The 13642-nt window shown below is 34.6% G+C and carries 12 protein-coding genes; 9 read left to right on the top strand and 3 right to left on the bottom strand.

Annotation, left to right across the window (positions count from 1 at the left end; translation table 11 throughout):
• The first annotated feature begins 22 nt into the window (after positions 1 to 22).
• The 7 genes from dnaJ to HNS40_RS11295 all read left to right on the top strand — a co-directional run bounded on the left by dnaJ (position 23) and on the right by HNS40_RS11295 (position 7479).
• Positions 23 to 1174, top strand: a complete 1152-nt coding sequence (gene dnaJ, locus HNS40_RS11325; protein ID WP_172280852.1) for a molecular chaperone DnaJ — start codon at positions 23 to 25, stop codon at positions 1172 to 1174.
• A 199-nt stretch (positions 1175 to 1373) separates the two neighbouring features.
• On the top strand, positions 1374 to 1676 hold the full coding sequence (locus HNS40_RS11320) for a hypothetical protein (protein ID WP_172280850.1): 303 nt from the start codon (positions 1374 to 1376) through the stop codon (positions 1674 to 1676).
• A gap of 4 nt (positions 1677 to 1680) precedes the next feature.
• Positions 1681 to 3171 (top strand): HAMP domain-containing protein, encoded by a 1491-nt coding sequence (locus HNS40_RS11315; RefSeq protein WP_371742940.1) that lies wholly within the window; start codon positions 1681 to 1683, stop codon positions 3169 to 3171.
• A gap of 120 nt (positions 3172 to 3291) precedes the next feature.
• A complete protein-coding gene (locus HNS40_RS11310) occupies positions 3292 to 4296 on the top strand; it encodes a bifunctional heptose 7-phosphate kinase/heptose 1-phosphate adenyltransferase (RefSeq protein ID WP_172280846.1) in 1005 nt (334 codons plus the stop codon).
• A complete protein-coding gene (gene ubiE, locus HNS40_RS11305) occupies positions 4296 to 5006 on the top strand; it encodes a bifunctional demethylmenaquinone methyltransferase/2-methoxy-6-polyprenyl-1,4-benzoquinol methylase UbiE (RefSeq protein WP_172280844.1) in 711 nt (236 codons plus the stop codon). Before HNS40_RS11310 ends, ubiE begins: the two co-directional genes overlap by 1 nt.
• Positions 5007 to 5145: 139 nt before the next feature.
• Positions 5146 to 5922 carry a porin family protein gene (locus tag HNS40_RS11300; protein WP_172280842.1) on the top strand — a complete coding sequence of 259 codons (777 nt, stop codon included), beginning with the start codon at positions 5146 to 5148 and terminating at the stop codon, positions 5920 to 5922.
• Positions 5923 to 5928: 6 nt separating this feature from the next.
• Positions 5929 to 7479: an NAD(P)/FAD-dependent oxidoreductase gene (locus HNS40_RS11295; RefSeq protein WP_172280840.1), complete on the top strand. Its 1551-nt coding sequence runs from the start codon at positions 5929 to 5931 to the stop codon at positions 7477 to 7479.
• 1 nt (position 7480) lies between these two features.
• On the opposite strand, the gene HNS40_RS11290 is transcribed toward HNS40_RS11295, so the two are convergent.
• From HNS40_RS11290 to HNS40_RS11280, 3 genes are all read right to left on the bottom strand, one after another.
• A complete protein-coding gene (locus HNS40_RS11290) occupies positions 7481 to 8659 on the bottom strand; it encodes an NAD(P)/FAD-dependent oxidoreductase (RefSeq protein ID WP_172280838.1) in 1179 nt (392 codons plus the stop codon).
• Between the two features lie 119 nt (positions 8660 to 8778).
• Positions 8779 to 10011 carry a 3-deoxy-D-manno-octulosonic acid transferase gene (locus HNS40_RS11285; protein WP_172280836.1) on the bottom strand — a complete coding sequence of 411 codons (1233 nt, stop codon included), beginning with the start codon at positions 10009 to 10011 and terminating at the stop codon, positions 8779 to 8781.
• Positions 10012 to 10077: 66 nt separating this feature from the next.
• Entirely contained in the window at positions 10078 to 10848 is a 771-nt protein-coding gene (locus tag HNS40_RS11280; RefSeq protein WP_172280834.1) for a hypothetical protein, read from the bottom strand.
• A 235-nt stretch (positions 10849 to 11083) separates the two neighbouring features.
• Between HNS40_RS11280 and HNS40_RS11275 the strand changes: the two genes are divergently transcribed.
• Positions 11084 to 12211 carry a DegT/DnrJ/EryC1/StrS aminotransferase family protein gene (locus tag HNS40_RS11275; protein WP_216663599.1) on the top strand — a complete coding sequence of 376 codons (1128 nt, stop codon included), beginning with the start codon at positions 11084 to 11086 and terminating at the stop codon, positions 12209 to 12211.
• Between the two features lie 97 nt (positions 12212 to 12308).
• The gene (locus HNS40_RS11270) at positions 12309 to 13187 is read left to right on the top strand and encodes a DMT family transporter (protein ID WP_172280832.1); all 879 of its coding nucleotides are present in this window, start codon (positions 12309 to 12311) and stop codon (positions 13185 to 13187) included.
• The last annotated feature ends 455 nt before the right edge of the window (positions 13188 to 13642 follow it).

Below are 13642 nucleotides of genomic sequence, written 5' to 3'. Positions count from 1 at the left end.
TTCCAATAAAAGGGTCATCAATATGAGTAAAAGAGATTATTACGAAGTACTGGGTGTAGATAAAAACGCCTCTGAGACTGAAATTAAAAAAGCCTACAGAAAGGTTGCTATTAAATACCATCCAGACAAAAATCCTGATAATCCAAAAGCTGAAGAACAGTTTAAGGAAGCAGCAGAGGCTTATGATGTTTTAAGCAATGGCGATAAAAAAGCTAGATACGACCAATATGGTCATGCTGGCGTGGGTGGTGCAGCTGGAGGAGGTTTCGGTGGTGGAGGAATGAGTATGGATGACATCTTCTCTCATTTTGGCGATATCTTTGGCGGTGGCGGTTTTGGTGGCTTCGGTGGCTTTGGTGGCTCTGGAGGAGGACGCAGAAGAGTCAATAGAGGTTCCAACCTTAGAATTAAGGTAAAACTAACCTTAGAGGAGATTTTAAAAGGTGCAGAAAAGAAAGTACGAGTTAATAAGTATATTTCTTGTGACACTTGTCATGGCAGTGGGGCCGAAGGAAATGGCCGCTCCACTTGTAATACTTGCCATGGAACAGGACAAGTCACCAAAGTAGTGAACTCTTTCCTTGGACAAATGCAAACAGCAACAACTTGCCCACAATGTGGTGGCGAGGGAGAAATTATCACTCACAAGTGCAAAACTTGTCATGGCAATGGAATTATAAAAGGCGAAGAAGTAATCACCTTAAATATTCCGGCAGGTGTTTCTGATGGAATGCAGTTAAGTATGTCAGGTAAAGGAAATGCAGCAGCACGTGGTGGCGTTCCTGGTGACTTAATTATTCTTATCGAAGAAATTGGTCATGAAGACTTGGAAAGAGACGGGATGAATCTTTTACACGATCATTTTATCAGCTTTCCTGATGCTGCTTTAGGAACTTCCATAGAAATCCCAACTTTAGAAGGCAAAGCGAGAGTAAAGATCGCGCCAGGAACTCAACCTGGAAAAGTTTTAAGACTTAAAGGAAAAGGCTTACCAGATGTAAATAGTTATGGCAAAGGTGATTTATTGGTAACTATAAATGTTTGGGTTCCAAAAGAACTACTCGAAGTTGAAAGAGCAGAGCTTCATAAATTGAACCAAAGCAAAAATTTCATCCCAAATCCTGACAATAAAGAAAAGGGATTCTTTAATAGAATGAGAGATTATTTTAGATAATCAACTTTACGAATCTCATAAAAAAAAGCACAATTCTATAAATTAAGAATTGTGCTTTTTTTACATTCAAAAATATTTGTAACTTGTGAGCTGTAAACCAAAATCCGCATCATGCCTTACAAAATCAAATTTAAAAACTCTATTCTATTCCGAGTTGGAGTAAGTATATTCCTACCCTGTGTTTATCATTTTTAGCCTCATGTTCTACCTTCTATACAATAACACAGAAGAACTTACAAAAGAAAAATACATCAATCAATTACACGAAATTAATCTGAAGTATGCTGACTATATCACAAACAAGCTGAGTGAGTTGGCCAGCAAAACAAAATTAGTAGCCAAACAAATAGAAACAGGCAAAATATCAATTGAGAATTTCTTAGATATTACCTATGAAATTACCAATTCCGATAAATTAATATATGGATCCGCCATAGCATTAGCCCCCCAACACCTTCACCAACAACGAATTAGGCTTTTATTACTCCTTCAAAGGAGGTAGTAAAATCAAACAAATAGCATTTGAATCAGAAGAAGATATTGGATATTTTGACTATAGAAATAGTGATATTGAATGGTGGAAAAAACCATCCTCCGAACACCACAGCGGATGGACAAGCCCCTACTTTGATCATGATGCTGGACAAACAGATATGGTTACCTATTACCAACCTTTTTTTAAGAATGGAATATTTCAAGGAATTATAACTGTTGATGTTTCTATTGACTTATTAAAAAATATCCTCCTTTTAAATGAGGAACATTTTGAAGAAAACATTCCAACAGATATTTATTTATTTTCAAATGATAGCACCTTAGTTTATGCAGATAATTCAATTTTAATAGGAAGGAATGTACTCAAAGAATTTAAATCGTATATTCCTGAAAAAGAAATCAATGAAAGAAAGATTATCATTGATGCCATTTCAGGAAAAATTGGCAAACAGAAGTTTTATTCCCAAACCTTGGGTGAAGAACGATTTGCCTTCTATACTCCAATATCTTCTACAAATTGGCATGCCATTGCTGTAATTCCATATAGCTTTATTAAAGAATCCATATTTGAAAAGATGTGGAAAACCATTTTCATATTAATTATAGCTTCAATTGTTATTATGATATTGATATATTTCATCGCAAGAAGTATCACCAAGCCAATTGAAGAACTCAGCTTGGCTAGCCATCTAATAGCCGAAGGGAAATATAATTCTAATTTTCGGATAAAAACTAAAAGTGAATTGGGTCTTTTAGCTAATAGTTTTAACAAAATGAGTTCAAAACTCAAACAAAGAGAGGAAGATCTAATTTTAGCCAATGAAGAATTAAAAGTCTTAGACGATGCAAAAACGAAGTTCTTATTATTGATAAGCCACGAGATAAGAACCCCATTAAATGGAATTATTGGTTTCACCGATATCATAAACGATAGTATTGATGACCCTGAAATCATGGAATTTGGAAGTCTTTTGAAACAATCCGTTAACCGACTAGATGAGTTCTCGAGAAAAGCCCTCGACATCACTCAACTTCAAACAAAATACAATACATTAGATAAATCAAACATCAATGTAGCAAAAACCATTAACAGCATCCTCGATGCAAAAGAGCAAGATATCTCTTTAAAAGGAATTAATGTTATGTCTTCAATGGAAGAAGGTATTATTCACTTTGGAATTCCAGAATACTTCACCGGTATGATAGAAGAGCTCATAGAGAATGCCATTGATCATTCTAAATTTAACAGTGAAGTAAAAATCAAACTCAAGAAAAACGAAAATGGCTTTGCTTCATTCTGCATTAAAAATATTGGAGATATTATTCCAAAAGAAAAATTAAGTTTGGTTTTACAACCCTTTGGTCTTGCTCAAAAACATATAGATCAAAACATTGGATTAGGCTTATATTATGTAAAAACTTATTTAGAAATTCACGATGCTGAGTTTGATATTCAAAGTGATGAAACTGGTACAATTTTTAGTTTTGTACTCATAAGTTAGATAAAATTTTAATGATCGACACCTGGAAATAATTCAATTAATGGATTACATGTTCTAACCCCTAAAATAATAAGATTCACTGCTAAATAATTACTACTTTTGCACTTATTATTTAGAGAAATGACAGATAAAAATATTCAAGAAATTTTTGATAATTTCAAGAAACAAAAAGTACTGATAATAGGCGATGTAATGATTGACAGTTACATTTTTGGTAGTGTGGATAGAATCTCACCTGAAGCACCAGTACCAGTAGTTGCAGTTAAAAAAAGACTAGATAGATTAGGTGGCGCAGCTAATGTGGCACTCAATATAAAAGCCGTTGGGGCAGAGCCTATTTTATGTTCGGTTATTGGGCAGGATCCAAAAGCAGAAACCTTTCTTCAATTACTTAAAAAAAGAGAATTATCGGAGGAGGGTATTATAAAAAGTTCTTCTCGTATCACTACGACTAAATTTCGTGTGATTGGAAACTCAACTCAGATGCTTAGAGTTGACGAGGAAACAGACGAAGAAGTGTCTCAGCAAGAATTATCCGATATTCTGAAAAGAATAGAAGCCATTCTTAAAAACCATAAAATCGATGTCATCATCTTCCAAGATTATGACAAAGGTGTCATCTGTAAAGAACTCATTGAACAAGTCTTAGTCCTTGCTGAAGACATACCAACAGTGGTAGATCCCAAGAAAAGAAATTTCCACCATTTCAAAAACACAAGTTTATTTAAGCCTAATTTGAAAGAATTAAGAGAAGGCATTAATGAATCTTTCGAAGCGCATGAATCTGATAAATTAAAAAACGCTGTAGAAAAAATGCAAGAAGAGTTAAATTGCGATTATTTCTTCACCACACTTTCGGAATATGGAGTCATGATTTCGAAAAAAGAAGATAATGGCAACTATATTCACCATAGTATTCCTGCCCATATTAGAAACATCTCTGATGTATCAGGAGCTGGAGATACAGTGATAAGCTTAACCGCTTTGTGTTTGGCACAAAACCTAAAGGCAGAGGACATTGCAGCCATATCAAACCTGGCTGGTGGTTTGGTTTGCGAACAAGTTGGAGTGGTGCCAATAAACAAGGAAAAACTATATAAAGAACTCAAGAACAGCTTAAAATAATGAAACAAGAAGGAAAGAAAGAGCAAGTTAGAAATATGTTCAATAGCATAGCAGGAAAGTATGATTTCTTGAATCATTTTTTATCTATGGGGATAGACATTTACTGGAGAAATCAATTGGTGAAAAAATTAAAAAAAAATCATCCTAGCCAAGTATTAGATATTGCCACAGGTACTGGTGACTTAGCCATAACTATATCAAAAGCACTTCCTCAAGCTTCCATTATTGGTGCTGACATTTCCGAAAACATGCTGGAAGTTGGAAAACAAAAGGTTTTAAAGAAAAAGCTAAGCGATAGAATAAAAATGGAATTAGGAGATTCGGAAAAGCTCAAGTATAATGATGGTTTTTTCGATGCTGTAACCGTGGCTTTTGGTGTAAGAAACTATGAAGACTTAAACAAGGGATTAAAAGAGATGAACAGAGTTACCAAAACTAATGGTAGCGTTTATATTCTTGAATTTAGCAAACCAACTGCTTTTCCAATAAAACAAATTTATAATTTTTACTTTTCTTCCATCCTTCCTCTTTTGGGAAAAAGCGTATCCAAAGACGATGCTGCTTATTCTTATTTACCCGAATCAGTGCAGAAATTTCCTGACGGTACTCATTTCCTAAAACATTTATCAAATGCGGGATATCAAGATGTTAAGCAAGTAAAACTCACCTTTGGAATTTGCAGTTTGTACATGGGAAAAAAAAACGACTAAAGAAGGGATTCAAATTTATCGAAAAAAATATTTACTGGCACGTATAATACTCAAATAAAATGCAGACTTTTGGCGAAAATTCAGTTATAAAATCTCGAATTTCTTACAATAATACATCTCTATAAGCGTTTAAATAAAATTGAAAAACAAACTACACATATCACTTATATTAGTCCTAGGCTTTATCATACTATCATCTAGTGTTTGGTCACAATCTAGAACAATTCCCAATCAACCTCGTTTTGATAAAAAGAAATATCATTTTGGGTTTTATCTAGGTGCCAATCAAATGTTGTATAATATAAAAATGAAACCTGGATTTACTAATTTCACCTATTACCAAGAACAAGTTCCTGAAATAAATGCCGATTCGGCATATATGAGAAATGTGGAACCAAGTACTCAATTAGGTTTTACTATTGGAATTGTTTCAGATTTACGTTTAGGAAAATATTTTAACCTTCGTTTCACTCCTGAATTACTTTTTAGTGAACGTAACTTGAGCTATACCATGCTCAAATATTACAGAAGCGTTCCTCAATTAGTCGAAATTGAAAAGAAAGTTCCTTCTACTCATTTAAACTTTCCATTCTATTTAAAATACAAAGGAGTGCGGCTACACAATGCTCGCCCTTATGTTTTTATTGGAGTTAAATTTGTAATGGATTTAGCAGCTCAAGCAGGAAAAGAAGAAGATGTTACTGAGCAAGAAGTAGTTGTAAAGCTATACAGATCAGATATAGCTTTTGAGGCTGGTGTCGGTTTTGATTTCTACTTTAACTGGTTTAAAATGGGAACTGAACTTAGAATGAGTTATGGAATGAATAACATTCTTAAGAATGAAGATAATATCTATACAGACCCCATAGAATCTATTCACTCCAAGATATTCCAATTGATTTTCACCTTTGAATAATCTCCTATGCGAAAAGAATTAGAACTTGTTTTACTGCCCCAACAGGCAGCAAACAACGAAGAAATCAAACTAGTGGTTGCTAAAAAGCTTCACTTAAAACCCTCTAGCATTCAATATATCAATCATTTAAGACGATCTATTGATGCACGATCCAGAATAGTTAAAGTAAGACTTAAGGTGGAAGTTTTTGTGAATGAGAAACCTGCAGAAACCCAGAAGAAATACCTATGGAAAGATGTGAGTTCTAGTAAAGAAGTAATAGTTGTAGGAGCTGGTCCTGCAGGATTATTTGCGGCATTGGGTTTAATTGAACGAGGATTAAAACCCATCATTCTGGAGCGCGGAAAGAAAATTGGAGATCGAAAAAAAGACATTGCTCAACTCTATAAAACACATCAGGTCAATACAGAATCAAATTATTGTTTTGGAGAAGGTGGAGCTGGAACTTATTCTGATGGTAAATTATATACAAGAAGTTCAAAGAGGGGAAATGTTAAAAAAATATTAGAGATTTTTGTTGACCACGGAGCTGATCCTGATATTCTAGTGGATGCTCACCCCCATTTAGGAACCAATAAACTATTAGGCCTAGTCACTAGTCTAAGAAATACTATTCTTGAAGCTGGTGGAGAAGTCCACTTCGAAACAAAAGTTAATGATTTCATGCTTCATGATCAGAAAATCATTGGCGTGGTGGATGCTAATGGAAAAGAATACAGAGGTATAGCCACTATTCTCGCTAGTGGGCATAGCGCTAGAGATATCTATTATTTACTAAACGATAAAGGAATTTTAATTGAACGCAAAGATTTTGCTGCAGGTGTTAGAATTGAACATCCTCAAAAGATTATCAATAGTATTCAGTATCATACTTCAGAAATAGATCCTCTATTACCCACTGCATCATATAGCTTAGTTACCCAAGTAGAAAAAAAAGGTATTTTTAGCTTCTGTATGTGCCCTGGAGGAATTATTGTTCCTTCTGCTACTGCTAGCGATGAGGTAGTGGTAAATGGAATGAGTAATGCCATGAGAAACTCACCTTATGCTAACTCTGGAATTGTGGTGACCATCAATCAAGATGAATTAACAAAATACCATAAACATGGAGTGTTTGCTGGATTGGAATTCCAAAGAGATTTAGAAAGAATGGCACATGTGGCTGGTGGAAGAAGCCAAAAAGCACCTGCACAAAGAATGGTAGATTATGTGGCTAAAAAAATGAGTTCTGATTTACCCTCAACGAGTTATATTCCCGGAATATCCAATGCACCCATGCACGAATTACTACCTTCAGAAATTAACGAACCACTAAGAAAAGCATTTGGTGATTTTGGTAAAAAGATGAAAGGATATTATACTGAAGAGGCTATTATTTTAGGCGTGGAATCAAGAACCTCCTCTCCTATTCGAATTCCACGAGACAAGGAGAGCATGGAGCATGTTCAAATCTCTAACCTTTACCCCTGTGGAGAAGGTGCAGGTTATGCTGGGGGAATAGTGAGTAGCGCTATGGATGGCGAAAATGCTGCCGAGAAAATAGCACAAAAATTATAGCCTACATTCCTGGAAGACGTGGGAAATTCTTCAACTTAGATTGCCGGTAATAAAAGCCCCAAAACTGTTTCATCCAATGACCTATGATTGGAAGAGGAAGCATAAGCTCACTATTCTCTTTACGCATTACAAAAGCGGCACCATCTCCCGAATCCATCACGCAAATAATATTAAGGTGCTTGGTATAACTTTCTCTTTCCTTTTTTCCTCTAAAGGTATAATCAATATTTTTTGCTGCGACCTTACCCATCACTTCGGCAAGGTGACCTTGTTTAGCTGCCCATTTTGGTCCAATTAAAGTAGCCACATCTCCAACTGCAAATACATTTGCCTTTCCCTCTACTTGACATTGCTGATTGGTTCTGATAAATCCCACTTCACTTAATGGCAGGTCAGAACTTTCCAAAACTTGGTGCCCGCTACCACCAGGAATAAAAATGATTAAATCGCTCTTTAAAACAGAATCATCTTCAAAGTGAATTTCAGATTGACCAAAACGAGCAATCTTTTTGCCTTTGTGAACTTGTATCTTATAATAATCAAAAAAGGAATCCATCTTTTGATATGCCTTTTCTCCCATCTTTCGACCAGGCTCTGCCATTGGAGCAAAAAAATGAAGATCAAACTGTTCGCGTAATTTTAGTTTTTTTAGATAATGACTAAAGTTAAATAGCATTTCAAAAGCTGGACCTCCTCTTACCGCCGTTGCTGTTGGATCTTTTGGATTCCCCCCAAACCCTATTGCGATACTCCCTCTACCTTGTTGAACCAATTTTTCTAGTTCCTCTTTAATAATTCCAGCCTCCTTTGGTTGTCCACAAATACTATGTGTATGCTCTAAGCCTTTCATCTTCATCTTACTCATACCTATGGCCACTACTAAATACTCATAGCAAATTTCAGAAGATGATAGTTTTACTCTATTTTCAGAGGATATTATATGTTCTACATCATCTATCACTAATGAAAAGCCATGTTTTTTTGACAAAGTCTTCAAGCTTAACTTCACATGATTAAAGCTTTTTTTCTTTACTGGAATCCAAATAGAAATGGGATAAACGAATAAATAATCACGATTACTTACCAAAGTGACTTGATGACCAAGTTTTCTTAGTTGTATTGCAGATTCCACTCCAGCAAAACCTCCACCTAGCACCAAAACATGAGTATTCTCTTTCATAAGACGAATTTATTTGATAGGCGCAAATATATTGAATATTTACAGTTCTTTGTGTTTATAGCGTAAAGTTAAGATATATTTGGGAAGACAAGAGCAATTATTAGTAGATACTGATCAAATTAAAGCTGATTTTCAATAAATTCCAAAATCATTTGAGTGGCTCCAATATTTGACTCTACATACTGCTTGGATTGCAATGCGATAGTATTCCATTTCTCCACATCATCTAGCAATACTGAAACTGCTTGATTAAGCTCAGCAGCATCATGAACTACATTTACAACACCCAGCCTTAACAAATCTTTCGCTTCTTGGAATTTCTGATAATTTGGACCAATAAAAATGGGCATCCCGAATGTTGCGGCCTCCAATGTATTATGAATACCTACACCAAACCCACCACCAATCATGGCGAAATTTGCATATTGATATAAGGAAGATAGCATTCCCATGTTATCGATGATTAGAACAGGGATTTCTTTGAGTGAAGCATCTTTAGCTTTTGAATATCTAATAGAATTAGGGAATAATTCTTCTATCTGTTGAATGTGGTTTTCATCAATTAAGTGGGGGGCAATAATTATTTTCAAGCCAGGTTGTTGAACATGTAACCCTTTAATAATCTGCTCATCTGGCGACCAAGTACTTCCACCAAGAAATAATTTCCGATCATTTTTAAACTCTTCTACAATAGCATTAGCTTCAACTTTAGCTGTGATTTCAGCAACTCTATCAAAACGTGTATCACCACTTTTACTCACGCTATCTATTCCACTTTTTTTCAATAACTGAACTGAATCTTCATTTTGAACGAAGAAATGTTCCACATTCTTTAAATGATTTAAAAACCATCCTCCATAAAACTTAAAGAAAGGCTGTTTTGGCCGAAATATTCCACTAATAAAAATCTGAGGAATCTCTGCATTATTCAACTCGTTCATATAATTATACCAATACTCATACTTAATAAAAACTGCTATTTGAGGGGTGACGAGTTTAACGAATTGACGAGCATTTGAGACCGTATCTTCTGGTAAATAATAGATATAATCTGCAAGCGGATAATCTTTCCTGATTTCGTAGCCCGACGGAGAGAAAAAAGTAAGAAATATTTTAAGCTCAGGATATTTTTGTTTTAAAGATTCAATTAAAGGACGACCTTGCTCAAACTCCCCTAATGAGGCACTATGAATCCAAACAATATTGGAATCATTATTCTTTAAATCATTTTCTATTCTTGATAAAACATCTTTCCTTCCAATAAGCCACAACTTTGCTTTAGCATTCCACAATGAAGCAAGACGAATTAACAAACCGTAAAAGAAAACTCCGAAAGAATAAATAACTCTCATATATGAATATTAAAAAAGCAAAACGGCTTCAAAATTAAAGAATAATGATTAGAGAGCAGAAAAGCACTAAAAATAATACATGGCTTTTGGTGCCCGACCATATAGAGGAATCATCCAACTTAATTTTATGCCAAATAATAGATCTACACGTTTTTTAGAATCACCTCCCATGGTATCAAAATTATATCTTTTCATGGTGGTGAAGGCTTCCTGAACTTCAACTGCAGCTTTAAAATTCCACAGACGAGCATCAGCCAAATATAATAAACCCAAAGATTGACTCAATATAATTCCCTCAGAAAAGCGATCATATCCTTTTTTATAATCACCACCAAGCTGAGGAGCATTATTACCTTCCACATCCCAGCGTATTTTATGCTGCATATACCCCAATCCAAAATTAAAAACGATTCCTGAATTTGGATTGATATTAAAAGCAGGAATAATCTTACCCACTTTTGCTAAAGTAGAAAAACCTCTTTCCATAGGCCTAACATTAGTAAATGTACCATCTAACCCTATGACGAAACTCTGGTCTCCAGTAATCTGCTCAATTATTTCACCAGCCTTCTTCACATCATTTCCAAAAACAAAACTGGCTTCCAATCCCCATAACCAATTTTTATTGGTTTTATAAGTAAATTCCGGACCAATAACAGAATTGTGACCATAATCTTCAGCCATATCCCCACCTGGTATTTGATAGGCATAATTCACCTGTAATATAAAAGTAGAGATGGTAGAATCGGAAACGCTTCCTTGGGCATGAGCATATTGAGAAACTATACCACTCAATACAAAAATTAAAACTAACTTAAAAAATACTCTTTGTAACATGATTATTTGCTGTTTAAGGCAGCAAAGATAGACATTTGAGCGAATTGAAATAGGTGAAAATCTTAAAGAGTATTAATTGTGAAAAATAAAACACCAATATGATGGAATTCCATATCTTTGCGTTCAATATCAAAAAATGAATATCATGATTATTGTATCTTAAAAATCACTGACAATCAGATATATGATAATAATATGCAATTAATAATATGATTTAATATAAAAATATAAACATATGAAAATTCCAATGGTCGACCTACAAGGTCAATATCAAAGGTTAAAAACCGAAATTGATACCGAAATTCATAAAGTATTAGACACATCTTCATATATTAATGGTCCAGTGGTTCATGAATTTGCTCGTGATTTAGAGAAATATCTTGGTGTTAAACATGTCATTCCTTGTGCTAATGGAACAGATGCATTGCAAGTAGCTATGATGGGACTTGGACTAAAGCCAGGTGATGAAGTTATTACCACCTCATTTACTTTTATTGCAACAGCAGAAGTTATTGCTTTATTAGGATTGACTCCTGTATTGGTTGATGTTTTAGAGGATACTATGAATATCGATCCTGTAGCTATTAAAAATGCCATCACTGATAATACCAAAGCTATTGTTCCTGTTCATTTGTTCGGCCAATGTGCCAATATGGATGAGATTTTAACTATCGCTAAAGAGAACAATCTATTTGTTATTGAGGATAATGCTCAAGCTATTGGTGCCAACTATACTTTTGCCGATGGAACAACTAAAAAAGCTGGATCTATAGGTGATGTGGGTTGTACAAGCTTCTTCCCATCAAAAAACTTAGGTGCTTATGGTGATGGTGGAGCCATCTTCACCAATAATGATGAGCTGGCTGAACAATTGAAAGTGATAGTAAATCATGGAATGACCGTAAGGTATTACCACGACTATGTTGGAGTAAACTCTAGATTAGACAGTATGCAAGCGGCAGTTTTAAAAGTAAAACTAGCCCACCTTGACGATTTTGCAAAAGCTAGAAACTATGCGGCTAATTATTATAATGAAGCTTTCGCCAGTTGCGAAAACATTATTACTCCAGTTACTGCCGATTTTACCGATCATGTATTCCACCAGTATACTATGAAATTAGTTGATGTGGATCGCGATGGTTTACAAAAACACTTAATGGATAAAGGAATAGCAAATGCAGTATATTATCCTGTAGCTCTACACATGCAAAAAGCATATCAAGATGACAGATATAAAGAAGGTGACTTCCCAGTGACTGAAAAACTTCAGCAGCAAGTCCTATCACTTCCTATGCATACTGAATTCACAGAAGAACAACTAAAATATGTTTGTGATGCTGTTTTAGAATTCATCCAAAAATAATAGAGATATAAATTCATTAAAGTGCATATTGATGAATAATTGATATGCACTTTTTTCATGTTTTCAAATTGACTACACAAACTCAATTACCAATTCAATGAAAAACTTTTTAGCTTATTTAGCCGTTATTGGTTCCATGTTCTTTTGGGCCTTAAGTTTTATTTGGTCCAAGAGCGCCTTGGAAATCTATAACCCATTAACCATTTTAAGTTTTAGACTTATTTTGGCTTCTGGATTATTGATGGGTTTTTCTAAACTGATTGGGAAATTGAACAAAATTGAAAAGAGCGATTGGAAATACATTATCCTTTTAAGTTTTTTTGAACCCTTCTTGTATTTTATTGGAGAAACCTATGGCCTTCAACGCGTTTCTCCTACAATTGCAGCCGTGATTATTGCTACCATCCCCTTATTCTTGCCTTATGTGGCTTGGTATTTCTTTAAAGAACAAATTACTAAATATAAGATCTACGGAACTCTTTTAAGCTTTATTGGTGTTATCCTAGTTATTGTAAATACCAATATGGAACTCAATGCTGATTTTTGGGGAGTGATGTTGCTGATGTTGGCCGTATTTTCCGCTATTGGGTATACAGCAGTACTTAATAAACTATCCCACAAATACAACTCTTTCACCATTGTTGGTTATCAAAGTTTCTTTGGGCTTCTAGGTTTTGCCCCTTTGTTCTTCTTTATTGAGTTGCCAACATTTTCAGAAACCGGATGGGTTTGGGAAGGCCTTCAACCCATTTTTCTCTTGGGAATATTTGGTTCTATTATTGCTTTTGTATTATTTACGCATAGTATTAAAATACTTGGTGTAACCAGAAGTGGAGTGTTTACCAATGGGATACCCGTACTCACTAGTATTTTTTCCTTTATTCTATTGGGAGAGCGACTTTTTACCATAAATTATATAGGAATTTTAATTGTGGTGGCAGGCCTTTTCCTGTCGCAAATAAAGAGCAAACAGTAGTTACGATATCGCTATATTATCTTTATCATAAACCACTAAAATATTTTATTTTTAAATATTTCTCTTTTAAAAAGTACTTGGGTACTATGACACTATTATGAATACTATGAGCTGAAATTTGGTAATTAGGCCAATAACATCTATATTTATAGGGTTATTGACATGGGCTATTATGGAAAATCAGATAGGAAAATTAAAAGCTAGAATTAAAGAGTTAGAATTACAACTAAAAGCTGAAAAATCAAAGTCTTTGAAAGCTGAAAAGCACTCTGCTTTTCACAATAACCGGGCTCAGTTTATTACTAACTGAAGTTTCTCACCGTTATAAACTGAGCATTTTAGAGAAAAAATGCAGCATGAAACCTTGGGAATCCCTTGGTTTTATTGTATCTTTAGGTTACCACACAAAAAGTACAAAACATGCTACATTACGAAGATATCTCAAAAACAGAAGA

This window comes from Lentimicrobium sp. S6 (assembly GCF_013166635.1).
GTDB lineage: Bacteria > Bacteroidota > Bacteroidia > Bacteroidales > UBA12170 > UBA12170.
This window is presented reverse-complemented; position numbering and strand designations above follow the sequence as displayed.

Coding starts and splice junctions, on each gene's coding strand:
- HNS40_RS11270 (WP_172280832.1), top strand. CDS start 12,309: ATGAAAAACTTTTTAGCTTATTTAGCCGTTATTGGTTCCATGTTCTTT.
- HNS40_RS11320 (WP_172280850.1), top strand. CDS start 1,374: ATGTTCTACCTTCTATACAATAACACAGAAGAACTTACAAAAGAAAAA.
- HNS40_RS11285 (WP_172280836.1), bottom strand. CDS start 10,011: ATGAGAGTTATTTATTCTTTCGGAGTTTTCTTTTACGGTTTGTTAATT.
- HNS40_RS11275 (WP_216663599.1), top strand. CDS start 11,084: ATGAAAATTCCAATGGTCGACCTACAAGGTCAATATCAAAGGTTAAAA.
- HNS40_RS11295 (WP_172280840.1), top strand. CDS start 5,929: ATGCGAAAAGAATTAGAACTTGTTTTACTGCCCCAACAGGCAGCAAAC.
- HNS40_RS11280 (WP_172280834.1), bottom strand. CDS start 10,848: ATGTTACAAAGAGTATTTTTTAAGTTAGTTTTAATTTTTGTATTGAGT.
- HNS40_RS11290 (WP_172280838.1), bottom strand. CDS start 8,659: ATGAAAGAGAATACTCATGTTTTGGTGCTAGGTGGAGGTTTTGCTGGA.
- HNS40_RS11310 (WP_172280846.1), top strand. CDS start 3,292: ATGACAGATAAAAATATTCAAGAAATTTTTGATAATTTCAAGAAACAA.
- dnaJ (WP_172280852.1), top strand. CDS start 23: ATGAGTAAAAGAGATTATTACGAAGTACTGGGTGTAGATAAAAACGCC.
- ubiE (WP_172280844.1), top strand. CDS start 4,296: ATGAAACAAGAAGGAAAGAAAGAGCAAGTTAGAAATATGTTCAATAGC.